A 24,539-nucleotide genomic window follows, 5' to 3' on the forward strand; every position below is an offset into this window, starting at 1 on the left:
GCGCTCAGTCCTGGCGGATCGGGATGTAGAGCTCGGCGCCGCCGGCGCGGAACTCCGCGCTCTTCTCGCGCATGCCGTCCTCCAGCTGCGCGCTGTACTCGCGCACGTCCTGCGTGATCTTCATCGAGCAGAACTTGGGCCCGCACATCGAGCAGAAGTGCGCCACCTTCGCGCTGTCCTTGGGCAGGGTCTCGTCATGGAACTCGCGCGCCGTCTCCGGATCCAGGCCCAGGTTGAACTGGTCCTCCCAGCGGAACTCGAAACGCGCCTTGGACAGCGCGTCGTCGCGGGCGCGCGCCGCCGGATGGCCCTTGGCGATGTCGGCCGCGTGCGCCGCGATCTTGTAGGCCATCAGGCCCTGCTTGACGTCGTCGCGGTCGGGCAGGCCCAGGTGCTCCTTGGGCGTCACGTAGCACAGCATCGCGCAGCCGAACCAGCCGATCATCGCGGCACCGATGCCGCTGGTGATGTGGTCGTAGCCGGGCGCGATGTCCGTCGTCAGCGGGCCCAGCGTGTAGAAGGGCGCCTCGTCGCAGTGCTTGAGCTGCTCGGTCATGTTGGCCTGGATCATGTGCATCGGCACATGGCCCGGGCCTTCGATCATGGTCTGCACGTCGTGCTTCCACGCGATCTTGGTCAGCTCACCCAGCGTGCGCAGCTCGGCGAACTGGGCCTCGTCATTGGCGTCGGCCAGCGAGCCCGGCCGCAGGCCGTCGCCCAGCGAGAAGCTGACGTCGTAGGCCTTCATGATGTCGCAGATCTCTTCGAAGTGCGTGTAGAGGAAGTTCTCGCGGTGGTGCGCGATGCACCACTTCGCCAGGATCGAGCCGCCGCGCGACACGATGCCGGTGCGGCGCTTGACCGTCATCGGCACGAAGGGCAGCCGCACGCCGGCATGGATGGTGAAGTAGTCGACGCCCTGCTCGGCCTGCTCGATCAGCGTGTCGCGGAAGAGCTCCCAGGTGAGGTCCTCGGCCACGCCGCCGACCTTCTCCAGCGCCTGGTAGATCGGCACGGTGCCGATGGGCACGGGGCTGTTGCGCAGGATCCAGTCGCGCGTGGTGTGGATGTTGCGGCCGGTGGAGAGGTCCATCACCGTGTCCGCGCCCCAGCGCGTGGCCCACACGAGCTTCTCGACCTCCTCCTCGATGCCCGAGCTGACCGCCGAGTTGCCGATGTTGGCGTTGACCTTGACCAGGAAGTTGCGGCCGATGGCCATCGGCTCGAGTTCCGGATGATTGATGTTGGCCGGGATGATGGCGCGGCCGCGCGCGACCTCGTCGCGGACGAACTCGGGCGTGATGATCCCGGGGATCCGCGCGCCCAGGCCCTGGCCGGCCAGGCGCTGCTCGCGCTCGCTGTCGGCGAGGTACTCGTGCATCCAGGCGCGGCGGCCGTTCTCGCGGATGGCGACGTACTCCATCTCGGCGGTGACGATGCCGCGGCGCGCGTAGTGCATCTGCGTCACGTTGGCGCCGGACTTCGCGCGCCGCGGCGTGCGGTTCAGCGCCGCGCTCTGCGCGCGCAGCGCCTGCTGCTGCGCGGCCTCGCGCAGGCCGTCGTCGAAGAGCTGGATCGGGCGGCCGGTGTAGGCCTCGGTGTCGCCGCGCGATTCGACCCAGGCGGCGCGCGTGGCGGGCAGGCCGCGGCGCACGTCGGTGGTGACGGCGGGATCGGTGTACGGACCCGAGGTGTCGTAGACGGCGATGCGCTCGCCGTTGGTCAGCGCGATCTCGCGCAGCGGCACGCGCAGCTGCGGATGCAGCACGCCGGCCTCATGCGTCTTGGTCGACGCCGGCAGCGGCGCGCGGCTGGCGGCGAGGCGGTCATGGAACTCCGCGGCGGCATCGGGGCTTGCGGCGGTCGGGGGCAGGTTGTGCGTCAGGTCCAGCATCAGGGTCTCCGGTTGGGCGCCGGAGGCTGGACTGAAGGGAACGCGGGCGTGAGGAACTGGGCCCTTCTCGTGGCACGGCGCACGGGCGGCGCGCGAGGAATGCGCGGGGATCGCCGAGGTGCGCCTGGAAGGGCGGGCTCTTCTTACGCCGGTACGAACCGGATCAAGTTCAGCGGGTCCACAGCTTCATCGCCATGTCTCAGCCCGTGCCGCGCCGCGCTGTCGCGCGGATCGGCCCAGGGCACCCCGGAGCAGGCGCGCAGTATAGGTCGGTCGGCGTGCGGGCCCGCGAGATCGTGACTTCCTCGACGCCATCGGCCCTGCGGCCCGCTGTTACATCCTGATTCCGGGCAAACCCCGAGGTCTCGTCACGGTGGTGACTTCTTACACTGCGGCGCTCATGCCGGGGCGCGAGAACCAAGACCAAGAGCCGTAGACAAGACCGGCGTTGTCTCCAAAAGAGAGCAACCAGCGCAATCGAGAGGGTGGAGTGATGAGCAGCCGTAGTCTCCTGAACGTCCGGCGTCACGGTCTGGCGCTGTGCCAGGTCTTGAGCTTGTCCCTGGTCGCGATGGCCGCGCAGGCGCAGACGGCGACGTCCGCCGCGCCCGCCGATCCCAAGGCCCCGATGAGCGATGTCGACCGCGCCAAGCGCGATGCCGACAAGGTTTTCCAGTGGATCAAGTTCCACGCCGAGAAGGGCGAGAAGAAGACCCCCGAACGACACGAGGCCAAGGCCGACGCGGCCAAGCCCGTTGCCCGTGCGGTGGCCACGGCCGCGCCGGCGCCGGCGCCCGCGGCACGCCGCCAGGACCTCGATCCCGCGGCCGAACGCGCGCTCGCCACGCGCAACGCCGCGCAGGAGGCGCCCGCGGTCGCCGCGGTCGGCGCCTCGCCCGCGCCGCTCGCGCAGACGGCAGCTCAGACGGTGGCGCCGCCCTCGACCGCGCCGCAACCGCTGTCGGAGGCGCCCGCGCCGCAGGTCGTGTCGATGGCCGCGCCGTCCATGGCCGCACCGGCCGGCCGTGCGCCCGAGCCGGAACCACCCGAGGCCGACGAGCCGGTGCCGCTCAAGCTCGTCCGCAAGGTCGATCCCGAGTACCCCCGCGCCCTGCTGGCCCAGCAGCGCCAGGGCTCGGTGCTGGTGCAGTTCACCGTCCGGCCGGACGGCTCGGTGGATGCGGCGCAGGCGATGCGTTCGCCCGATCGCAAGCTGAGCGCCGCCGCGATCAACGCGGTCAAGCAATGGCGCTTCGAGCCGATCCCGACGCCGCGCCAGGTGAGCGTGGAGATCGGCTTCCAGGTCGATTGACGCGAGGCGCCGCCGCGACGGCGGAGCTCAGAGCCCGTACATCGCCGCCTGGTCGAAGGGCGCGAGCTCCGCGGCCATCGCGTCGAGGAACAGCCGCGTGCGCAGCGGCATCAGCCGTCGCTGCGGGAACACCGCCCAGCAGGTCGATGGTTCCGCGCACCAGTGCGGCAGCACGCGCGTCAGCTCGCCGCGGTCGACGAAGCCCTGCGCGTACTGGTTGCCGACCCAGGTGATGCCGAGCCCCGCGCGCGCCATGTGCAGCAGCATGTCCGGCGCGTTGACCAGCGTGCGGCTGTCCGGCACGCCGACCCACTCCGTCCGCTGGTCGGCCTTGCCGTCGACGATCCCGGACAGTCGCCACGGCAGCGGCTCGCCGGCGCGGCCCAGGATCATCAGGCCATGCATGCTGAGCAGGCCCTCGGGCAGCTGGGGCTCGCCATGGCGTTGCAGGTAGGCCGGCGACGCGTACAGCCCGCTGCTGAAGATCGCCAGCCGACGCGCCGCCAACTGGCTGTCCGGCGGCAGCTGGCCCATGCGCACCGCGATGTCGAAGCCTTCCGCGATCAGGTCCACGCGCCGGGGCGACAGGTCCAGCTCCAGTTGCACCTCCGGGTAGTCGCCGACGAAACGGCTCAGCATCGGCGTCAGCATCTGGTGCGCGAAGTCCGCCGGCATCGACACCCGCAGCCGACCGGTGGGGCGCTGCTGCCGATGCAGCGCCAGCGCCAGCGCGCCGTCCACCTCGCCCGCCAGCGTCCGCGCATGCTCGAGCACGCCCTGGCCGAACTCGGTCAGCGTCAGCCGCCGGGTGCTGCGCTGGAGCAGCTTCTCCCCGAGCCGCTCCTCCAGCGCCGCGATGCGCCGCGACACCGTCGACTTGGGCAACTGCAGCCGCTCGGCCGCGCGGCTGAAGCTGCCGCTCTCCATCACGCGGGCGAAGACGAGGAGGTCGTCGGCATCAAGGCTCATGGGGGCATCCGTCGAAGAGGGGGACAGAGGGGGGAACGAGGGAAGAGCAGAGGGTAGGGAGGGGGAGCGGTGGATTGTTCGTCCAATGGAACAATCTTATCCAGTACGGCGTCTTCTGGTGTCGAGGTGGGATCAATACAGTTCATTCCATCCCATCACACCCCGGCTGATTCAGCCGAAACGCCCGGAGAAACGCACCATGAACATCCTCCAGATCAATTCCAGCGCCCGCCGTCTGCATGAAGGCCAGGGTTCGGTCTCGACCCTGCTGGCCAATGAAGTGGTCCAGCAACTGATCGAGCGCAACCCCGGTGCGAAGACGGTGGTGCATGACCTGGCGGTGCGTCCGCTGCCCCCGATGGACGAAGCCACGCTGGGCGCGCTGTTCACCCCGGCCGACGCCCGCAGCCAGGCGCAGGCCGACCGCGTGGCGTTCAACGACCAGCTGATCGCCGAACTGCAGGCCGCCGACGTGATCGTGCTGACCGCGCCGATGATCAACTTCGGCGTGTCCTCGCAGCTGAAGAACTGGATCGACGCCGTGGCCCGCGCCGGCGTCACCTTCAGCTACGGCGCCAACGGCCCGGTCGGCCTGGTCACCGGCAAGAAGGTCATCGTCGTCAGCTCGCGCGGCGGCGTGCACCGCGGCCAGCCGACCGACAACATCGTTCCCTACCTGCAGGTGACGCTGGGCTTCCTGGGCATGACCGACGTGCAGTTCGTGCTGGCCGAGGGCCTGAACATGGGCGAGGAAGCCGCGGCCAAGGGCCTGGCGGTCGCCCGTGAGGAAATCGCCGCGCTGTTCGGCGAAGCCCAGCCGGCCTGAGCTCGACCGATTTCGACCGTTGCCCACCCGATGCGGGTGGGCCCCTCCGGGGGAAGGGCCTCTCCCCCTCGTTCGACAATCCCTCTTTCTGGAAAGGATCCATCATGACCGCCGCCACCCCTGCCACCCCTCTTCGGACGCCCCGCCAGGTCGAGCGCCTGGTGCAGGGCAGGGCCACCCGCGACGGCGCGGGCGTCAAGCTGACGCGCGTGCTGACGCAGGACCTGCAGCGGCGCCTGGATCCCTTCCTGATGCTGGACGCCTTCGGCACCGACGACGCCGACGACTACATCGCCGGCTTCCCCGACCATCCGCACCGCGGTTTCGAGACCGTGACCTACATGCTGGAAGGCCGGATGCGCCATCGCGACTCGGCCGGCCATGAAGGTCTGCTGGGCCCGGGCGGCGTGCAGTGGATGACCGCCGGCCGCGGCGTGATCCATTCGGAACTGCCCGAGCAGCAGGAAGGCCGCATGGAAGGCTTCCAGCTGTGGCTGAACCTGCCCGGCCGCGACAAGATGCGCGACCCCTGGTACCGCGACATCACCAGCGCCGAGATCCCCGAGCTGGCGCTGCCGGGCGCGACGGTGCGCGTCATCGCGGGCGAGAGCCAGGGCGTGGCGGGCGCGGTGCAGCGCGACGCGACGCAGCCGACCTACCTCGACATCCGCCTCGAGCCCGGCGCGAGTTTCGAGCAGGGGCTGCCCGAGTCGCACAACGCCTTCGTGTACGTGTACCGCGGAGCGCTGCGCTTCGACACCGGCTGCCTGGTGCCGAGCGGCCGGATGGCGATCCTGGCCAACACGGCCGGCTCGGACGGCGTGCGGCTCACGGCGTCGGAGGAGGGCGCGCGCGTCATCCTCGTGGCCGGCCAGCCGCTGGGCGAGCCGATCGCGCAGTACGGCCCGTTCGTGATGAACACCGAAGGCGAGCTGCTCCAGGCCGTGCGCGACTTCCAGGCCGGCAAGTTCGCCTGAGCCCCGGTCCGACTCGACGCGCCGCCGGCGGGGACACGCGCCCCGCCCGCGACTTCTCATCGCGGCGTCTTGAGCGGCGGCACCACGGGCGCCAGCAGCCGCGGCCCGTCGAAGCCCTGCACCGCACCGAAGCGGCCGCCGTCCTCGCGGCTGTTCCATTCCTCGGCATAGGCCTGCATTTCCTCGCGGTTGCGGCCGACGAAGTTCCAGAACAGCAGCACCGGCTCGCCGAACGGCGGGCCGCCCAGCAGCAGCGCGCGGCTCTTGCCCCCGCCCGACAGCAGCTTCAGCGATTGCGCGCCCGGCGCCAGGTAGAGCAGCTCGCCGGGCTTGCTGGCGCCGGCGGACTCGCCGTCCAGCGTGACCGAGAGCTCGCCCTCCAGCACCATCAGCCCGTACTCGTGGTCCGGATGCAGCGGCAGCGTCGCTTCGGCGGCGCGCGTCGCGCTCAGGTCCATGCCCAGCAGCGGCGTGTGGCTGGGCACCGGCGAGCGCTGACCGCCGAACTCGCCCACCAGCAGCATCGTGTCGAAGCCGCCGGTCGCGAACGACGGCAGTTCCGGGAAGTGCTGGAAGGCCGGCTCGCGATGGCGTACCGCGTCGGGCAGCGCGATCCACAGCTGCGCCAGCTGGAGGCGGTCCGACTGTGATTCCTCGGTGTGGCTGATGCCCCGGCCCGCGGTCATGAGGTTCACCTGGCCGGGCCGCAGCATCTGCTCGGAGCCCAGGCTGTCGCGATGCAGCACCTCGCCCTCGATCATCCAGCTGAAGGTCTGCAGCCCGGTGTGCGGATGCGGGCCGACGCGCATCGCCGTCTCGGGCGTGAGGTCGGCCGGGCCGGCGTGGTCCAGGAAGCACCAGGCGCCGATCATGCGGCGCCTGGCGGTGGGGATCGCGCGGCGGATGCTCAGGCCGCCGACATCGCCCAGGTGCGCGCCGATGCGCTCCCAGCGGGCGGGGACGGGATCGGCATGCGGGCCGATGGCCGGGTCGAGGGGGACGCTCATGGGAGGGCTCCTTGTGAGAGGTCGTCGAGGATGGGGCAGTCGGGGCGGTCGTCGCCGTGGCAGCAGCGGGCCAGCTCGGCCAGCGCGCGCCGCATGGCCTGCATCTCCGCCAGCCGGCGGTCCAGGTCGGCGATGTGGGCCTCGGCGATGCGCTTGACCTGGCCGCTGGCGCGGCGGCGGTTCTGCCAGAGCTTGAGCAGCTCGGCGATCTCCGCCATCGAGAAACCCAGGTCGCGCGCGCGGCGGATGAAGCGCAGCGTGTGCACCTCCTTCTCGCCGTAGAGGCGGTAGCCCGAGCCGGTGCGCGCCACCGGCGGCAGCAGGCCGAGCGACTCGTAATGGCGCAGCATCTTCGGCGAGACACCGGAGCGCTCGGCCGCCTGGCCGATCGTCAGCGGCGCGGCGTCGTTGGCGGGCACGCCGTTGCCGGCGTCGGCCGCCTCGTCGCGGCGGTGCCTGGCGCCGGCGGCGCGGGTCCTCATCGGGGCGGCGGCGGTCATCGGGCGGATCCCTTCCAGCGCTTGAGCAGCAGCGCGTTGCCGAGCACGGAGACGCTGGACAGCGCCATCGCCGCGCCGGCGATCACCGGGCTCAGCAGTCCCAGCGCCGCCAGCGGCACGCCCAGCAGGTTGTAGATGAAGGCCCAGAACAGGTTCTGGCGGATCTTCGCGACCGTCGCGCGCGACAGCGCGATCGCGTCGGCGACCAGTCGTGGGTCGCCCCGCATCAGCGTGATGCCGGCGGCTTCCATCGCCACGTCGGTGCCGCCGCCCATCGCCAGGCCGACATCCGCCGCGGCCAGCGCCGGCGCGTCGTTGATGCCGTCGCCGACCATCGCTACGCGCGCGCCGCCGTCCCGCAGCCCGGCGACGATACGCGCCTTGTCCTCCGGCAGCAGCTCGGCGCGGACCTCGTCCAGGCCCAGTGCGTCGGCCGCGGCCTTTGCCGCCGCGCCGTTGTCGCCGCTGAGCATCAGCGTGCGCAGGCCCAGCGCCTTCAGCTCGGCGATCGCCGCGGCCGAGGTCGGCTTGGCGCGGTCGCCGAAGGCCAGCATCGCCAGCAGCACCGGCGCACCCCCGGGCTCGACCGCCGCGAGCCACGACAGGGTGTGACCACGCGCCATCTCGGCGTCCGCCTGCGCGGCCAGCGGCGACAACTCGACGCCCAGCGCCGCCATCCAGCGCCCGCTGCCCAGCTTCAGCGCGCGGTCATGGACGCGGCCCTCGATGCCGCGCCCCGCGACCGCACGGACGGCGGTGGCCGGCACCGTCGCCAGCGCGCGCCCGGAGGCGGCGTCGCGCACCGCGCGCGCCAGCGGATGCTCGCTGCCTTGCTGCAGCGCGGCCGCCAGCGCCAGCGCTTCGGCCTCGTCCTGGCCCGGCACCGCCGCGAAGGCGGTCAGCCGCGGCTTGCCCTCGGTCAGCGTGCCAGTCTTGTCGAACACGACCAGGTCGACGCGCCTCGCCTGCTCCAGCGCCTCGGCATCCTTGATCAGCAGGCCGCGTCGCGCCGCGACGCCGGTGCCGACCATGATCGCGGCGGGCGTCGCCAGTCCGAGCGCGCAGGGGCAGGCGATCACCAGCACCGCGACCGCATGGATCAGCGCGCGCTCCCAGTCGCCGCTCGCCAGGCCCCAGCCCGTCAGCGTGATGGCGGCGATCACCAGCACCGCCGGCACGAACACCGCGCTCACCTGGTCCACCAGGCGCTGGATCGGCGCCTTGTGCGCCTGCGCCGACTCGACCAGCCGCACGATGCGCGACAGCGTGGACTCGGCCCCCAGCGCGGTGACCTCGACCAGCAACAGGCCCTCGCCATTGACCGCGCCGCCGACGACGCGGTCGCCCGCGGCCTTCTCGACCGGCAGGCTCTCCCCGCTGATCAGCGATTCATCGACGTGGCCCGCGCCTTCGCGGATGCGGCCGTCGGCGGGAATGCGCTCGCCGGGGCGCACGACCATCAGGTCCCCCAGCCGGAGCTGCGCGAGCGGCACGTCGATCTCCCGTAGCGCATCGGCCGGGCCGCGGCGCACGCGGGCGTGCTCGGGGCGCAGCTGCTTCAGCGCGGCGATGGCGCTGAGCGTCTGGCGCTTGGCGCGTCCCTCCAGCCACTTGCCGAGCAGCACCAGCGTGATCACCGCGGCCGCCGATTCGAAGTACAGCGCGCCGCTCGCCGGTCCTTGCCGGAGCAGCTCGTAGACGCTCAGCCCGTAGGCGGCGCTGGTGCCGAGCGCGACCAGCAGATCCATGTTGCCGCTGCGGTCCTTCAGCGCGGCCCAACCGGCGCGGTAGAAGCGCGCGCCCAGCCAGAACTGCACCGGCGTGGCCAGCACCAGCTGCCACCCGCCGGACAGCATCAGGTGCCCGCCCCAGAGCATCGCGACCATCGGCGCGATCAGCGGCAGCGTCAGCAGCGCCGCTGTCAGCACCGGCCAGCCGGTGGCCGACCAGGGCGGCGGCGCGGGGGGCGCGTCGTCCTCGACGGCGAGCTGGCGGGCCTCGTAGCCGGCCTTGCCGATGGCCGCGACCAGCGCGGCCGCGTCCACGCCGGGCAGCAGCCGCACGGTGGCGGTCTCCAGTGCGAGGTTCACCTGGGCGTCCTCGACGCCGGGCACCTTGCGCAGCGCGCGCTCGACGCGGTTGACGCAGCTCGCGCAGGTCATGCCGGCGACGGCGAGCTGGAGCTCGCCGGCCGGCGCGGTGGGGGTGGGGGCGGTGTTCATGGCGGCAGTCAAGCTTGCCATGATGGGAAGGTCAAGGCCATGCCCCGGATGGGAGAAGCGTCATGCGGCGCTCGCCTTGACCCTGCCACGATGGCAAGGTTTAACCTTCGGGCCGTTCCTCCCGTTCCTTGTTTCCCAGGAGTTCCCCATGCATGAATTCAAGCTGCCCGACATGAGCTGCGGCCACTGCCTCGCCGCCGTGACCGAGGCCGTCAAGGAGGCCGACGCCAAGGCCGAGGTCGATGTCGACCTGCCGCAGAAGACGGTGCGGGTGGAAAGCGGCCTGAGCCGCGAGCAACTGGCCGGCGTGCTCAGCGAGGCCGGCTACCCGCCGGCCTCCTGAGTCCGCCGCGGGCGCTCAGGCCCGCTTCAGCGCCTCGCCGTCGAACGGCAGCTGGCGCAGCCGCTTGCCGGTGGCGGCGAAGATCGCGTTGGCCACGGCCGGCGCGATCGGCGGCGTGCCCGGCTCGCCGATGCCGCCCGGCGCCTCGGTGCTCTGCACGATGTGCACGTCCACCTTGGGCATCTCGTTCAGGCGCAGCACCGGGTAGTCGTGGAAGTTGCTCTGCTCGACCTTCCCGTCCTTGAAGGTGATGCGCCCATACAGCGCCGCGGACAGGCCGTAGACCACGGCGCCCTCGATCTGGCGGGCGATGGTCTGCGGGTTGACGGTCTGGCCGCAGTCCACCGCCGCGGTCACGCGATGCACCTTGATCGCCCCGTCCTTGCTGACGGACACCTCGGCCACCTCGGCCACCCAGGTGCCGAAGCTCTCGGCCACCGCGATGCCGCGGTGCCGGCCCTTGGGCAATGGGCGGCTCCAGCCGGCCTTCTCCGCCGCGAGCAGCAGCACGCCGCGCGCGCGGGGATGCTTCTCCAGCAGCGCCAGGCGGTACTTCAGCGGATCGGCCTTGGCCGCGTGCGCGAGTTCATCGATGAAGCTCTCGATGAAGAACGCGTTCTGCGAATGCCCCACCGAGCGCCAGAACCACACCTGCGGGCCCGGCTCCGCGCGGCCGTAGGCGACGCGCTGATGCGGGATCTCGTAGGGATGGTCCGCCAGGCCCTCGACGGCCATCGCGTCGACGCCGTTGTCGGGGATCTTCATGAAGCCGGAGGCGGCCATGATGGACGGGCTCGCGACCTCGGCCCGCAGCATCAGCGGCTGGCCCTTGTCGTCGAGCCCGGCCTCGAAGCGCACCCGTGAAGTCGGGCGGTAGTAGCCCGCGGCCATGTCGTCCTCGCGGGTGTAGACCAGCTTCACCGGGCTGCCGCTGAGCTTGGACAGCAGCGTGGCGTCGATGGTGAAGTCCGGCGCGAAGCGGCGTCCGAAGCCGCCGCCCAGCAGCAGCGTGTTGACCTTGACCTTGGCCGGCGTGACCTGCGCGACCTGCGACAGGATGCCCTGCGCCGGTCCCTGGCTCTGCGTGCCGGCCCAGATCGTGACCTCGTCGCCGCGCACCCAGGCCAGGCAGTTCAGCGGCTCCATGCAGGCGTGGGCGAGGTAGGGCACGTCGTACTGCGCGGTCAGGCTACGCGCTGAATTGGCGCTGCCATCCTTGACGTTGCCGGTCTCGCGCGCGATCGCGCTGGGGTTCTGCAGGGCTTCGTCCAGCGTCGCCGAGACCTTGTCGGTGGACAGGTCCGCGTGCACGCCCAGATCCCACTCGATGCCGAGCGCGTCGCGCCCCTGCTTCGCGGCCCAGTAGCCATCCGCCAGCACCGCCACGCCGGACGGGATCGCGATGACCTTGCGCACGCCCTTGATCGCCTTGGCCTTGCCCTCGTCGAAGGCCTTGGGCTTGGCGCCGGCGATCGGCGCGCGCGCCATCACCGCGACCAGCATGCCCTCGACGTGCGCGTCGATGCCGAACTTGGCGGTGCCGTTGATCTTGGCCGCGCTGTCCAGGCGGCGCGTGGGCTTGCCCATGATGCGGAAGTCCTTGCGGTCCTTCAGCACCGGCTTCTCGGGCACGGCCTGTTTCGCGGCGGCCTCGACCAGCGCGCCGTAGCCGAGCTGGCGGCCATTCGGGCCGATGACCTGGCCGCGCTCGGTTCGCAGCGACGCGGCATCCACGCCCCACTGCTGCGCCGCGGCCGCGACCAGCATCTGGCGTGCCGCCGCGCCGGCCTGGCGCACCGGCGTCCAGTGCGCGCGCACCGTCGTGCTGCCGCCGGTGGCCTGCATGCCGAACATCGGGTTGTTGTAGGCGGCGCTGGCCGGCGCCTGCTCGACCGAGACCAGCGCCCAGTCGGCGTCCAGTTCCTCGGCCACCATCATCGGGATGGCGGTCAGCACGCCCTGGCCCATCTCGGCCGAGCCGCAGACCACGGTGACCTTGCCGTCCGGCGTGATGCGCAGCCAGGCATTGGGTGCGAAGGTGTTGCTGGCGGGGGCCGAGGCGGCCTGTGCCAGCGCGGCGCGCGTCGTCGCCAGCGGCAGCGCGAAGGACAGGGTCAGCGCCGCGCCGGTCTTGAGCAGCCCGCGGCGGCTCGGGGATTCGACGGTGATGCCCATGATCAGCCTCCCTTCGCCAGCGTGGCCGAGGCGTCGTGGATCGCCGCCCGGATCTGGTTGTAGGTGCCGCAGCGGCAGACGTTGCCGCTCATCGCGCCATCGATGTCCGCGTCGGTGGGCTTCTTCTTGCCGGCCAGCAATGCGCAGGCGCTCATGATCTGGCCGCTCTGGCAATAGCCGCACTGCGGCACGTCGATCTTGAGCCAGGCCTTCTGCACCGCCCGGCCGGTGGGCGTGGCGGCCACGCCCTCGATCGTCGTGATCTTCTTGCCGGCCGCGGCCTCCAGGGGCGTCTGGCAGGCGCGCACCGGCTGGCCGTCCAGGTGGACGGTGCAGGCGCCGCACAGCGCCATGCCGCAACCGAACTTGGTGCCGGTCAGCTGCAGGTCCTCGCGCAGCGCCCACAGCAGCGGCATCTGCGGATCGGCATCGAGCGTCACCGCCTTGCCGTTCACGGTCATCGAAATGGACATGGGGGTTCCTCCTGGGGGCGCCTGGGGCGGATCCACCGCGCCCGGTCCTTCGCGAAGGGGCCGGGTCTTGCGGCGGGGGTGCGCAAGGGTAGCGCTTTCGCTTCAAAACCGTGCAGGGACAGGTCTTGATGCCGCCTTCGAGGGTCAACCCGGCAGGGTTCACCCGCACGAGAGGGCGATGGGCGCACCCGAATGGTGCCGCTCCCAGGCGGGAGGGTTTTCCCGCGCTTTGGGTGAGGTAACGGACCGTCCCCCATCCAAGTCAGCCCACTTTTGTAGCACTCGCGCGAGAAGCGCCCGGTTTTGCGAATAACGGACGGCGCGACGTGAAGGTTTGTTGCTGATTTGCAATGGATGACGAGGGACAGGGGGGAGGCCCCTCCCCAGAATCCGCCCCCTCGCGCCCATCGGGTGATCCCCCGGGCGCGATCCGGTCCTGCTCGCGGGCACCGGTCTCCTCGGCCGATGCGACCCATCCGGCCTTTCATCAATTCGCAAGTGGAAGTATGAGAAAGAACAACCAGCTCTCCCTGTCCCTGAGCGCCGCCGCGGCGCTGCTGTGCTGCGCCCAGATCGCGCAAGCCCAGGCACAGGACACGACCCAGCTCCAGCGCGTCGAGGTGACCGGCTCCAACATCAAGCGCCTGGCGTCCGAAACCGCCTCGCCGGTGCAGGTCTACAACCGCGAGGAGATCCGTCGCACCGGCGCCAACACCGTGCGCCAGGTGCTGGACACGCTGACCTCGACCTCGAGCACCGAGATCCGCGACGACGGCAACACCTCCAGCTTCGCCTCCGGCGCCTCGGGCGTGTCGATGCGCGGGCTGGGCAAGGGCGCCACGCTGGTGCTGCTGAACGGCCGCCGCGTCGCCAACTTCGGCCTGGCCGACGGCGCCAAGGACACCTTCGTCAACGTCGACTCGATCCCGGCCGATGCCGTCGAGCGCGTGGAAGTGCTGAAGGACGGCGCCTCCGCCATCTACGGCTCGGACGCGATGGCCGGCGTGATCAACATCATCACGCGCCGCAGCTACAACGGCGTCGGCGCGTCCGCCAGCTACACCTTCAACGAGAACCCCAGCCTGGGCGCGCAGCGCCAGGCCAGCATCGTGGCCGGCTTCGGCGACCTCGAGAAGGACCGCTTCAACGTCTTCGCCAACATCGAGGCCTATCGCCGCGAGGGCTACACCGTGGCCGACGTCAAGGACGACTACCCCGCGTGGCACAAGTCCTTCTACCTGGCCTCCTTCGGCGACCCCAGCCTGAACTCCTACCCCGGCAACCTGCGCGTGGGCACCAACCGCGTGCCGGTGGCGGGCTGCACGACGCTGAATTCGGCCGGCCAGTGCGTGACCGACATCAACGGCCTGAATGCGGTCTCCGATCCGGCCAGGCGGGTGAACCTGTTCAGCGCCGCCCGCGCGAAGGTCACCGAGGACATCCAGGCCTTCGCCGAGCTGAGCTACTCCAAGACGACCACCGAGTACCTGACGGTGCCGATGGCCATCGGCGCCGGCGCCACCTCGCGCTGGTACGACGGCTACAACAAGGTGGCCCAGTCCGTGCCGCACCCGGTGCTGTCGGCCACCAACCCGGCCAACCCGACCGGCCAGCCGCGTGGCATCGACTACCGGTTCATGGATGACCCCAGCCTGTTCAACTACGACGGCACCGGCAAGCAGTACCGCGTGCTGACCGGTCTGCAAGGCACCTTCCGCGACATGGACTGGGAAGTCTCGGTCGGCCGCAACGCCGCCGAGGCGGAGAAGCTGGCCCGCTGGGGCTCGCGCGACCTGTTCGCGGCCGTCGAATCCGGCGAGTACAAGATCGGCGGCGGCAACAGCCGCGAGCTGCTCGAGCGCCTGTTCCCGGTCAACGGCTCCAAGGGCAAGAACCACCAGACCTGGGTCGATGCCAAGCTGAGCGGCGAGCTGATGCAGCTGCCGGGCGGTCCGCTGGCCTTCGCGCTGGGCGCCGAACACCGCCAGGAAGGCGTGTCGATCAAGTCGACCGACAACGTCCTGAAGGCGCAGATCGTGGGCCGCGGCTCGGTGCTGATCGACGGCGAGCGCAACCTCGACGCCGCCTTCCTGGAACTGAACGCCCCGGTGTGGAAGGGCCTGGAGCTCAATGGCGCGCTGCGCTTCGACAAGGCCAGCGGCTTCGATGGCCGCGTGTCGCCCAAGCTGGGCGTGCGCTACGAGGTGTCGCCGCAGCTGCTGCTGCGCGGCACGGTGGCCGGCGGCTTCCGCGCGCCCAACATCCCCGAGACGCTGGGCCAGGTCGGCGTGACCGGCTTCTTCAACAACACGGTGGACCCGGCGCGCTGCGCGACCGCCACGGCCGTCAGCGACATCCTCAAGAAGGGCACGGCGGCCGACCAGGCCGATGCCGCGCTGGCCCTGGCCAGCGGCTGCCGCGCCTCGGTGCCGGCGATGATCTCGGCCAATCCGAACCTGAAGCCGGAAACGTCGAAGAGCATCACCCTGGGCTTCGTGTTCGAGCCGACCCGCAACGCGTCGATCGCCGTCGACTACTTCAAGATCGAGCGCAAGAACGAGATCAACTCGCGTGATCCGGACTACGTGCTGGAGCGCGAAGGCAAGCCCGGCTACGAGACCATGATCAGCCGCGCCTCGCTGACCGCGCAGGAGCAGGCCTGGGTGGACCGCGCCAACCAGCTGTCGGGCGGTTCGCTGGCCTGGCAGGCCGGCCAGATCACCTCGCTGCTGCTGCAGTACGAGAACTTCGGCAAGACCGAGACCTCGGGCGTGGACATCGACGTCAAGGGCCGCGTGGCGGCGGGTTCGTTCGGCACGCTGAACCTGGGCGTGGCGGCGACCTACGCGCTGACCTACAAGGCGTGGGACATCGACGCGAACAAGTGGCGTCCCAACCAGGTCGGCATGTATGAGAACCCGCGCCTGAAGGCGGTGTTCTCGGCCTACTGGAACAAGGGCGACTGGACCACCGGACTGCGCTTCAACTACACGTCCCGCACCGCGCTGAACCGCGACGAGACCGACCTGGCCAGCTGGGGTGAGTCCGCGTGCCAGGCCCGCCTGAAGCCGGGCGCGCTGCCTTGCTACATCGACGAGGACCTGCGCACCGACTTCAGCCTGGGTTACACCGGCATCAAGAACCTGCGCCTGACGCTGAACATCAACAACCTGATGGGCGACGAGCGGCCGGTGAACCTGCGCGATGGCTACCGCGTCCGTCCGCGGAGCTACAAGATCGGCGCGTCCTACGACTTCTGATCAAAGCGCCCCGCGCGTTCCGGAAGGCCGCCGCCCGCGGCCTTCCACCCCTTGCGAAGCCCGGCTTGTCCGGGCTTTTTTTCGTCCTTCGCGGGAGGGGCCCCATGACCTTTGGCATGGGTGATCCGCATGGCTTTTGGCATTGGGACTGCCTCGTCATGGTTATTCACCCCACATATCCGTAGTAGTCCCGCCTCCATTTGAGGGGGTTTCTGAGGATAGGGTTCCCCCGAATTTGACGCGTCCATCACGGGTTTCTTCTTATAGGTCTGTCGCATCTTTGCTGCGCGCTGTAGCAAATGTTTTTGTTGGTGAACCACACGTTTGCGTCACTGAAAAAATCGCGTTGCGCACCGCACCGGAGTTATCGATTCCGTGGCGCGCTGCGACGTCGGGAAGCAGCGCCATCACCGGGTGCGCCCCCCTTTTTCAAAAGAGGACCGTAATGTCTCGTCAACTGACCCACAGGGCGCTGGCACTGACCAGCATCGCGATTGCCAGCACATTGGCCTGCGGCGTGGCCGTCGCGCAAGACTCCAAGCAACTGGAGCGCGTCGAAGTCACCGGCTCCAACATCAAGCGCATCGACGCCGAAACGGTGTCGCCGGTGCAGATCATTACGCGAGACCAGATCGAGCGGACCGGCCAGCCGACGGTGGCGGACGTGCTGCGCAACCTGCCGTCCAACACCGGCAGCCTGGGCGAGAGCTTCAGCAACAGCTTCGCCCCGGGCGCAGCTGGCTTCTCCCTGCGCGGTCTCGGCCAGAAGACGACGCTGGTGCTGCTGAACGGCCGCCGCGTCGCCGGCTATGGCTTCGCACAGAACCTGCAGGACACCTTCGTCGACCTGAACTCGATCCCCTCCGCGGCGGTCCAGCGCATCGACATCCTGAAGGATGGTGCCTCGGCCATCTACGGCTCCGATGCGATCGCCGGCGTGGTCAACATCATCCTGCGCAAGGATTACCAGGGCTTCGACATCTCGGCCTCCGGTGGCTTCTTCGAAGGCAAGAACGACTACCGCGTGACCGCCGCCGGCGGCTTCGGCGACCTGGGAAGCGATGGCTACAACATCTTTGCCACGCTCGACTACTACAAGCGCGACCTGCTGCTGCAGAAGGACGTGGAGTTCACCGAGTCGCGCGACTTCCGCAAGTACGCCGGCGGCCGCAACTACCAGTCCCTGACCGGTGGCGGCACCTGGCGCGAAGTGGCGGCCAACGGCACGCTGACCAACAACTACCGCGCCATCAGCGACTGCAAGGGAACGGTCATCAACGGCCAGCAAGCCCTGGCGGCCGGCCTGATCAACCCGAACACCGCAGCCAACATCGCGATGACCGCGGCGTCCAACACGTACTGCATGCGTGACTTCAAGGACGAGTTCACCGCGCTGCCGGGCACCGAGCGCATCGGCCTGCTGACCCGCGGCACGAAGGTCTTCTCGCCCAATGCCACCGGCTACTTCGAGCTGGGGCTGAGCCGTTCGGACACCACGCAGACCTTCCAGGCCGCGTCGTTCGTCAGCACCGGCCTGACCACGGTCGCCGGCCAGCTGCAGCCGTTCAGCTACACCGCCAATTTCGCCCCCGGCGTGGCGGGCAACCCCTTCTCCAATCGCGCCCGCTATGTCGGCGTGCTCAATGACATGGGCACCCGGGACAACGAAATCCGCTCGGACTCGCTGCGCGCGGTGGCTGGCGTCAGCTACACCATCGGCAGCTGGGATTTCGACAGTGCGGTCGGCTACTCCAGCACCGACACCACCTCGAAGAACCTGAACCGCCTGACCCTGGCCGGGACCTCCGCCGCCTTCGGCATCCCGACGAGCGCGCAGCCGCCGGTGCCGCTGTCCAGCGCGTCGACCTACAACCTCGACAAGTGGACGACCAACAGCCAGGCGGTCCGTGACAGCATGCGCGGCAACTTCGACCGCAAGTCCAAGTCGGAGATGACCTTCGTCGACACGAAGGCCAACACGACGGTCGGGCAGATGGCCGGTGGCGACATCGGCCTGGCGATCGGCGCCGAGTTCCGTGAAGAGAAGCTGAAGGACACGCCCGCGGAGATCGCCGCCAGCGGCGGCATCATCGGCCAGGGCATCACCGCCACCAACGGTCGTCGCGACAACATCTCGCTGTTCTCCGAGATCTCGATGCCCTTCACCAAGAAGCTGGAGGTGCAGGCCGCGATTCGCTATGACAAGTACAGCGACTACGGCACGTCGACCACGCCCAAGCTGGGTGCGAAGTTCCAGGCCCTGGACAGCCTGCTGTTCCGCGCCAACTGGGGCAAGGGCTTCCGTGCGCCGACGCTGCCGGAGATCTCGCCGTCGGCCGCCTCGTTCTTCCAGTCCGTGATCGACCCGCAGGACGGCGTGACCCGCCAGATCTCCGGCGTGTTCGCGGGCAACCCCAACCTGAAGGCGGAGAAGTCCACGAGCACGACCATCGGTTTCGTGTTCGAGCCGACCAAGAACTTCAACTTCGGCGTGGATTTCTACAAGATCAACTGGCGCAACGTGGTGGCATCGCGGAACTTCCAGGACATCCTGGATGAGTCCTGCCCGAACGGCGGCACCGGCGCGGATCCGACGCAGCCGAACTGCCCGTCGACGCCCACGATCATTCGCGACGGCAATCCGCAGACCAACCAGATCATCACGATCCTGTCGAACTACGAGAACCTGTCTTCGCGCAAGACCAGTGGCGTGGACATCGACGGCACGCTGCGCGTTCCGACCAGCCTGGGCAAGTTCACGTTCCGCGGCAACCTGATCTACGTCAGCTCCTTCAAGGAAGACGGCGTGCAGGTGGTGGGCACGAACGGCGGTGCGAACACGATCCCGCGCATCCGCGCCGGTTTCTCGACCGACTTCGACTACGGCCCCTGGTCGGTCACCGCCGGCCTGAACTACACGCACCATGTGCGTCAGGAACTGCTGGCCGCGAGCTACTTCACGCCGCAGGATCCGCGCTTCCAGACCGGTGTGTTCCCGACCCATGTCCGCTCGAACACCACGATGGACCTGTTCGGCCGCTACGCCATCACGAAGCAGCTGACGGCCAGCGTGTCGGTCCTGAACGTGTTCAACCGCATGCCTCCGCATGACCCGGGCTTCAGCAGCACCTCGCTGTACGACTTCAGCCTGTACGACACCCGTGGCCGCCAGTTCCGCGCCACGCTGAGCTACTCGCTGTGATCTGAGCGTTTCGCAGGGACGCCGGCGGCCTCGCCCGCCGGCCCCTGGCCTCCAACCACAAGGGCCTTCGGGCCCCTTCTTTTTTGGTGATCGCGCTCGACGTCGCTCAGCGTCGGCGGCACGCCGCCGGCAACGGTCTTGTGAGAGCTCTCAGGAGGTCGGCTGCGGCAGATGCGGCCAATTGCGTCGTGCATGAACGACGTCCACGACCTGCACGGCGTCCGGGGTGATGCGATAAGGCACGACATAGTTCGCGGTCACCACGATCTCGCGCAGGCCCTCGACCCGCTCCGAGGCGCGGTACAGGTTGGGGAAATCCGTCACGAGCTTGAGACGCTTGCAGATCTCGCCGAACAGCTCCTTGGCCGCGTCGAGGTTGTGCTCGCCAATGTGCTCCAGGATCACGCGCAAGCTCTCCACGGCCTGGATGCGCCAATCAAGCTGCCTTGCTGACATGGCGCACCTCCAACTCGGAAAGGAACTGCGAAGTCGCCGCCACCAGTTCCGCATGAGAGATCGGGGGGCGAGGGTCCTCGAGGGAGCGGCGAATGCGCTCCCGGTACCACTCGTCCCACGCCTCCTGATCGAACTGGTCCTCGTCGAGGCCGGGGCGGAGCCCACCTGGCGAGGTCGGTGGGTGCTGGGCGGGCGCAGGATGAGCGGCGGCAAGCGCATCTACGGCGAGGCGGGGCTGGTCATTCACGATGTTTCACTCCAGGAATCGACTCGAAAGTCGGAGCAGCCATCGTGGCCGAATCGTGTTGCTCGCGCCATGACTCGAACTGCTGCGCGTCTGATCCTCTCGAGTCTTGCGCCGGTCCGCTGACTGGCCGTCGAGCCTCAGCCCTCGCCCTCGTCCCCCGCGTCGGCGAGTGCCTGCGCCACGCGCGCCTTCATGCGCCGCAGCGCCTTGAGTTCCTGGTCCGGCGCCTGCAGCGCCGGCCACAGCAGCGAGACCAGGTCGCGCGCCGCGGCGTCCACCTGGATCTGCCGGCCCGCGATGATCACCTCCCATAGCATGTGCTCCATCGGCCCGAAGACCAGCGAGCGCAGCAGCCGCAGCGGAATGTCCTGCCGCACCTCACCCTGCGCCTGGCCGCGCGCCAGCAGGTCCATCAGCGGCGCCGTGTAGCGACGCTGCAGGTCCACGAAGGCCGCGCCGAAGTCCTGGCCCTCGCCGCGCGTCACCGGCGCCTCGCGCTTGCGGCCTTCCGACAGCACCAGCTCGCACAGCCCCGTGCCCTGGATCAGGAACAGCCGCAGGTGCGTGTGCACGACGAATTCCAGCTGGTCCCGGATCGGCCGGCCTCGCGGCAGCCCCGACTCGATCGCGTCGATGATCTCGTCGTACCAGTCGCCGATCACCCGCATGCACAGCTCGCGCTTGCCGCGGAAGTAGGTGAAGACCGTCGCCTCGGAGATCCCCAGCCGCTGCGCGATCTCCGTCGTCGTCGCGCGCTCGTAGCCGCGTTCGGCGAACACCACCCGGCTCTCGCGCAGGATGTCGCGCACCCGCTGCTCGGCCTTGGCGCCCACCGGCGAGCGGCGCCGCGCCGGCAGTGCGGCGGCCGAGGCCGGAGTGGCGCCGGCATCGGGGCGGAGGGGGGCGGAGGCGCTCATGAGGGGCGGATTCTCCCGATTTATTGAGCCCGCCTCAAGTGGGCGGTTTCCGCAGCCGGACATCTGGCAGCGCCTGGAGTTTCTCGCGTATGCTTCGCGCCTTGCGCCGGCCCGGCGATCCCGGGCGGCGGCGCCCCACCAGCGCTCGCTCCACAGAATTGAGCGCGGCTCATATGAGCGTTTCAGCGGCCATGCCGGCCGTTGAGCGCAGATGCCCGGAGACCCCTCACCATGCCCCAGCTGTCCACCAAGCTCAACGCCCGCTCGGCCGACTTCAAGGCCAACGCGGACGCGATGCGCGGTTTGATCGACGACCTCAACGCCCGCCTGGCCCGCATCGCCGAAGGCGGCGGCGAGGCCGCGCGGGCCAAGCACGTCGGGCGCGGCAAGCTGCTGCCGCGCGACCGCGTCGAGATGCTGCTGGATCCGGGCACGCCCTTCCTGGAACTGGCCCCGCTCGCGGGCCTGGACATGTATGACAACGCCGCGCCGGGCGGCGGCGTGATCGCGGGCATCGGCCGCGTCTCGGGCGTCGAGTGCGTGATCGTCTGCAACGACGCCACCGTCAAGGGCGGCACCTACTACCCGATCACCGTCAAGAAGCACCTGCGCGCGCAGGAGATCGCGGACCAGAACCGCCTCCCGTGCATCTACCTGGTCGACAGCGGCGGCGCCAACCTGCCCAACCAGGACGAGGTCTTCCCGGACCGCGACCACTTCGGTCGCATCTTCTTCAACCAGGCCAACCTCTCGGCCAAGGGCATCCCGCAGATCGCCGTGGTGATGGGCTCCTGCACCGCCGGCGGCGCCTACGTGCCGGCGATGAGCGACGAGACCGTCATCGTCAAGAACCAGGGCACGATCTTCCTGGGCGGCCCGCCGCTGGTGAAGGCCGCCACCGGCGAGGTCGTCAGCGCCGAGGACCTGGGCGGCGGCGACGTCCACACGCGCCTGTCCGGCGTGGCCGATCACCTGGCCGAGAACGACACCCACGCGCTGGCGATCGCGCGCCAGTCGGTGGCCCGCCTCAACTGGCGCAAGCGGGGCGAGCTGCTGACCCAGCCGCCGAAGCCGCCCGCCTACGACCCGGCCGAACTGCACGGCGTGATCCCGACCGACACCCGCAAGCCCTTCGACGTGCGCGAGGTCATCGCCCGCATCGTGGACGGCAGCGAGTTCGACGAATTCAAGGCCCGCTATGGCAACACGCTGGTCTGCGGCTTCGCCCACATCGAGGGCATGCCGGTGGGCATCGTGGCCAACAACGGCATCCTTTTCGCGGAGAGCGCCAACAAGGGCGCCCACTTCATCGAGCTGTGCTGCCAGCGCAAGATCCCGCTGGTGTTCCTGCAGAACATCACCGGCTTCATGGTCGGCCGCAAGTACGAGAACGAGGGCATCGCCCGCGCCGGCGCCAAGATGGTGACGGCCGTGGCCTGCGCGCAGGTGCCCAAGTTCACCGTGATCATCGGCGGCAGCTTCGGCGCCGGGAACTACGGCATGTGCGGCCGCGCCTATTCGCCACGCTTTCTCTGGATGTGGCCCAACGCCCGCATCTCGGTGATGGGCGGCGAGCAGGCCGCGTCGGTGCTGGCGACTGTCAAGCGCGACGGCATCGAGGCCAAGGGCGGCCAGTGGTCCGCCGACGAGGAAGAGGCCTTCAAGGCGCCGATCCGCCAGCAGTACGAGGACCAGGGCCATCCGTACTACGCCAGCGCCCGCCTGTGGGACGACGGCGTCATCGATCCCGCCGACACCCGCCGCGTGCTGGCGCTGGGCCTGTCGGCTGCGCTGAACGCCGAGATCCCCGAGACGAAGTTCGGCGTGTTCCGGATGTAAGGTCCGGGCTCCGACCGCTGCCCACGCTCCGACGATGACCGCCATCACCCTGCGACCGCTTGCCGCCACCGATTCGATCGAGGCGCTGACCGCGCTGCTGCACGCCTCCTATGCGTCGCTGGCGGCGCAGGGCTGGAACTTCACGGCGGTGAACCAGAGCGTGCAGACCACCCGCGAGCGGGTCGAGGCCGGCCAGGCCTTCGTGGCGCTGAGCGCTTCGGGCGAGCTCGTGGGCACGGTGACCATCGCGCCGCCGAAGCGGCCCGACGGGCGCTACCTCGGCGACCCGGTGCCGGACTGCTACACGCAGCCCGACACGGCGATCCTGGCGCAGCTGGCGGTGCATCCGTCCTGCCGCGGCCAGGGTATCGCCGAGCGCCTGATGGACAGTGCCGAAGCCTGGGCGCACGCGCAGGGCTATGCGCACGTCGCGCTCGATACGGCCGTGCCCGCCGAGGCCCTGCGCCGCCGCTACGAGCGCCGCGGCTACGCGCGGATCGGCGACGTGCAGTGGGCTGGCAAGACCTACCGCAGCGTGCTGATGCGCAAGGCGCTCGGCCCCACGGCGTCGACGGAGGCCCACCCATGAGCGTCAAGCACCGCACGATCATTGATGGCGCCGGCGCCGGCGCCGGCGCCGGCACCGGCACCGGCACCGGCACCGGCACGGGAAGGGGCACGTCGCGCCTCGCCGCGCTGGCCCTGGCGACCGTGCTCGGAGGCGGACTCGCCCTCGGCGTGCCGTCCACCGCGCGCGCGCAGGACGCGACCACCGGCGACCTGCCGCCCGCGGCCTCCGCGACCGGCTCGCCGCCCCGACTGGCCAACGACATCCGCGAAGCGGTGATCCGCGTGCCGGTCTCGGTCGAGAACCACCAGGGCCGCCGCATCGACGCCGAGCTGATCGTGACGACCTTCCGCCCGGCCGGTCCCGGGCCGTTCCCGCTGGCGGTGCTGAATCATGGCCGGCCGGTCTCCGAGCAGGACCGGGCGGCGATGAAGCGCCAGCGCCTGGAAGGCGCCGCGCGCTTCTTCGTGCGCAAGGGATTCGCCGTGGCCGTGCCCACGCGCATCGGCTACGGCGAGCTGGCGGGCGCCGGCGATCCCGAATCCAGCGTCCGCTGCGACGCGCCGCGCTATGAGGCCGCCGCCGCCGCCGCGGCTGCGCAGGTGGCCGCGGTGGTGCGCCACATGCAATCGGCCGCCGACATCGACGCCAGCCGCGTCGTGCTGGCCGGCCAATCGCTGGGCGGCTTCGCCACGATGGCCGCGACCGGCGAACGGCTGCCCGGTGTCGTCGCGGCGATCGACTTCGCCGGGGGCCACGGCGGCAATCCCGACACCCACACCGGCGAGCCCTGCCGGCCCGACGAGCTCGCCCGCCGCTTCGCCGACTTCGGCCGGCGCGCCGCGCAAGGCGGCCACCCGGTGCCGACGCTGTGGGTCTTCACCGAGAACGACCGCTTCATCGCACCTCGCTACCAGGAGCGCTGGTCCGCGGCCTACCGCGACGCCGGTGGGCTGGCGCAGACGCGGCTCATGCCCGCCTTCGGCGAGGACGGTCACCAGCTCTTCGCCAAAGGCAACGACGTCTGGCAACCGGTCGTCGACGAATTCCTCAAGCCGCTCGGCTTCCCCATCCCTGGCGCGCTGCGGGTGGCCGGCGTCGGCAGCAGCGCGGTGGAGGACACGGCCGCGTTGCCGGCCGACGGCCGCATCGTCAACGGTTATCGCAAGTTCCTGGCGGCCAGGGAGCCGCGCGCCTTCGCCACCAACGGCAGCCACTGGGGCCTGGCCGTCGGCGACGACGCCGCATCGCGCGCGCTCGCGCTGTGCGACCAGTTCACCGATGGCGAGGAGCGCTGCCGCCTCTACGCCATCAACCGGACCATCGTCTGGAGCGCCCCGTGAGCCCCGGCC

Annotated in this window: 19 protein-coding genes and 1 riboswitch; of the genes, 9 read left to right on the forward strand and 10 right to left on the reverse strand. The window is 70.1% G+C overall.

From position 1 onward, the window contains the following. Nucleotides 1–4: 4 nt before the first annotated feature. The gene (gene thiC, locus FHT38_RS00415; protein WP_183484392.1) at nucleotides 5–1,894 is read right to left on the reverse strand and encodes a phosphomethylpyrimidine synthase ThiC; all 1,890 of its coding nucleotides are present in this window, start codon (nucleotides 1,892–1,894) and stop codon (nucleotides 5–7) included. Between the two features lie 123 nt (nucleotides 1,895–2,017). Further along, a riboswitch (TPP riboswitch) is annotated at nucleotides 2,018–2,153 on the reverse strand. Nucleotides 2,154–2,387: 234 nt separating this feature from the next. Between thiC and FHT38_RS00420 the strand changes: the two genes are divergently transcribed. Beyond that, a complete protein-coding gene (locus tag FHT38_RS00420) occupies nucleotides 2,388–3,206 on the forward strand; it encodes an energy transducer TonB (protein ID WP_183488771.1) in 819 nt (272 codons plus the stop codon). 27 nt (nucleotides 3,207–3,233) lie between these two features. On the opposite strand, the gene FHT38_RS00425 is transcribed toward FHT38_RS00420, so the two are convergent. Then, nucleotides 3,234–4,175 carry a LysR family transcriptional regulator gene (locus FHT38_RS00425; RefSeq protein WP_091719985.1) on the reverse strand — a complete coding sequence of 314 codons (942 nt, stop codon included), beginning with the start codon at nucleotides 4,173–4,175 and terminating at the stop codon, nucleotides 3,234–3,236. 199 nt (nucleotides 4,176–4,374) lie between these two features. Between FHT38_RS00425 and FHT38_RS00430 the strand changes: the two genes are divergently transcribed. Next, nucleotides 4,375–5,001: an FMN-dependent NADH-azoreductase gene (locus FHT38_RS00430; protein WP_183488774.1), complete on the forward strand. Its 627-nt coding sequence runs from the start codon at nucleotides 4,375–4,377 to the stop codon at nucleotides 4,999–5,001. 104 nt (nucleotides 5,002–5,105) lie between these two features. After that, nucleotides 5,106–5,978, forward strand: a complete 873-nt coding sequence (locus FHT38_RS00435) for a pirin family protein (protein WP_183488777.1) — start codon at nucleotides 5,106–5,108, stop codon at nucleotides 5,976–5,978. A 56-nt stretch (nucleotides 5,979–6,034) separates the two neighbouring features. Here the strand turns inward: FHT38_RS00435 and FHT38_RS00440 are convergent, their stop codons facing one another. The 3 genes from FHT38_RS00440 to FHT38_RS00450 are packed head-to-tail and all read right to left on the reverse strand — an operon-like array spanning nucleotide 6,035 to nucleotide 9,707. Beyond that, nucleotides 6,035–6,985: a pirin family protein gene (locus tag FHT38_RS00440; protein WP_183488780.1), complete on the reverse strand. Its 951-nt coding sequence runs from the start codon at nucleotides 6,983–6,985 to the stop codon at nucleotides 6,035–6,037. After that, nucleotides 6,982–7,485: a Cu(I)-responsive transcriptional regulator gene (cueR, locus tag FHT38_RS00445; RefSeq protein ID WP_091719999.1), complete on the reverse strand. Its 504-nt coding sequence runs from the start codon at nucleotides 7,483–7,485 to the stop codon at nucleotides 6,982–6,984. Before cueR ends, FHT38_RS00440 begins: the two co-directional genes overlap by 4 nt. Further along, complete coding sequence (locus tag FHT38_RS00450; RefSeq protein ID WP_183488783.1) at nucleotides 7,482–9,707, reverse strand: cation-translocating P-type ATPase; 2,226 nt, start codon at nucleotides 9,705–9,707, stop codon at nucleotides 7,482–7,484. The genes cueR and FHT38_RS00450 overlap by 4 nt, the downstream gene beginning before the upstream one ends. Before the next feature lie 148 nt (nucleotides 9,708–9,855). Here FHT38_RS00450 and FHT38_RS00455 point away from each other — a divergent pair, with 148 nt between their 5' ends. Beyond that, nucleotides 9,856–10,050: a heavy-metal-associated domain-containing protein gene (locus FHT38_RS00455; protein WP_091720003.1), complete on the forward strand. Its 195-nt coding sequence runs from the start codon at nucleotides 9,856–9,858 to the stop codon at nucleotides 10,048–10,050. Between the two features lie 15 nt (nucleotides 10,051–10,065). Here the strand turns inward: FHT38_RS00455 and FHT38_RS00460 are convergent, their stop codons facing one another. Then, entirely contained in the window at nucleotides 10,066–12,225 is a 2,160-nt protein-coding gene (locus FHT38_RS00460; protein WP_183488786.1) for a xanthine dehydrogenase family protein molybdopterin-binding subunit, read from the reverse strand. Between the two features lie 2 nt (nucleotides 12,226–12,227). After that, nucleotides 12,228–12,698: a (2Fe-2S)-binding protein gene (locus tag FHT38_RS00465; protein ID WP_217648365.1), complete on the reverse strand. Its 471-nt coding sequence runs from the start codon at nucleotides 12,696–12,698 to the stop codon at nucleotides 12,228–12,230. 506 nt (nucleotides 12,699–13,204) lie between these two features. Here FHT38_RS00465 and FHT38_RS00470 point away from each other — a divergent pair. Further along, complete coding sequence (locus FHT38_RS00470) at nucleotides 13,205–15,958, forward strand: TonB-dependent siderophore receptor (protein WP_183488789.1); 2,754 nt, start codon at nucleotides 13,205–13,207, stop codon at nucleotides 15,956–15,958. Between the two features lie 445 nt (nucleotides 15,959–16,403). Continuing rightward, the gene (locus FHT38_RS00475; protein ID WP_183488792.1) at nucleotides 16,404–19,160 is read left to right on the forward strand and encodes a TonB-dependent receptor; all 2,757 of its coding nucleotides are present in this window, start codon (nucleotides 16,404–16,406) and stop codon (nucleotides 19,158–19,160) included. A 150-nt stretch (nucleotides 19,161–19,310) separates the two neighbouring features. Here the strand turns inward: FHT38_RS00475 and FHT38_RS00480 are convergent, their stop codons facing one another. From FHT38_RS00480 to FHT38_RS00485, 3 genes are all read right to left on the reverse strand, one after another. After that, nucleotides 19,311–19,616 (reverse strand): type II toxin-antitoxin system RelE/ParE family toxin, encoded by a 306-nt coding sequence (locus tag FHT38_RS00480; protein ID WP_183488795.1) that lies wholly within the window; start codon nucleotides 19,614–19,616, stop codon nucleotides 19,311–19,313. Then, on the reverse strand, nucleotides 19,597–19,863 hold the full coding sequence (locus FHT38_RS25710) for a hypothetical protein (RefSeq protein ID WP_404932361.1): 267 nt from the start codon (nucleotides 19,861–19,863) through the stop codon (nucleotides 19,597–19,599). Before FHT38_RS25710 ends, FHT38_RS00480 begins: the two co-directional genes overlap by 20 nt. Nucleotides 19,864–20,000: 137 nt before the next feature. Further along, nucleotides 20,001–20,780, reverse strand: a complete 780-nt coding sequence (locus FHT38_RS00485) for a TetR/AcrR family transcriptional regulator (RefSeq protein ID WP_183488798.1) — start codon at nucleotides 20,778–20,780, stop codon at nucleotides 20,001–20,003. Between the two features lie 231 nt (nucleotides 20,781–21,011). Between FHT38_RS00485 and FHT38_RS00490 the strand changes: the two genes are divergently transcribed. Genes FHT38_RS00490 through FHT38_RS00500 form a run of 3 tightly spaced genes read left to right on the forward strand, consistent with a single transcriptional unit; the run spans nucleotide 21,012 to nucleotide 24,530 of the window. Next, nucleotides 21,012–22,619: a carboxyl transferase domain-containing protein gene (locus tag FHT38_RS00490; protein ID WP_183488800.1), complete on the forward strand. Its 1,608-nt coding sequence runs from the start codon at nucleotides 21,012–21,014 to the stop codon at nucleotides 22,617–22,619. 34 nt (nucleotides 22,620–22,653) lie between these two features. Next, a complete protein-coding gene (locus FHT38_RS00495; RefSeq protein WP_183488803.1) occupies nucleotides 22,654–23,208 on the forward strand; it encodes a GNAT family N-acetyltransferase in 555 nt (184 codons plus the stop codon). Then, entirely contained in the window at nucleotides 23,205–24,530 is a 1,326-nt protein-coding gene (locus FHT38_RS00500) for a S9 family peptidase (RefSeq protein ID WP_183488806.1), read from the forward strand. Before FHT38_RS00495 ends, FHT38_RS00500 begins: the two co-directional genes overlap by 4 nt. Nucleotides 24,531–24,539 lie beyond the last annotated feature (9 nt).

The organism is Mitsuaria sp. BK041 (assembly GCF_014193085.1).
Classification (GTDB): domain Bacteria; phylum Pseudomonadota; class Gammaproteobacteria; order Burkholderiales; family Burkholderiaceae_C; genus Roseateles.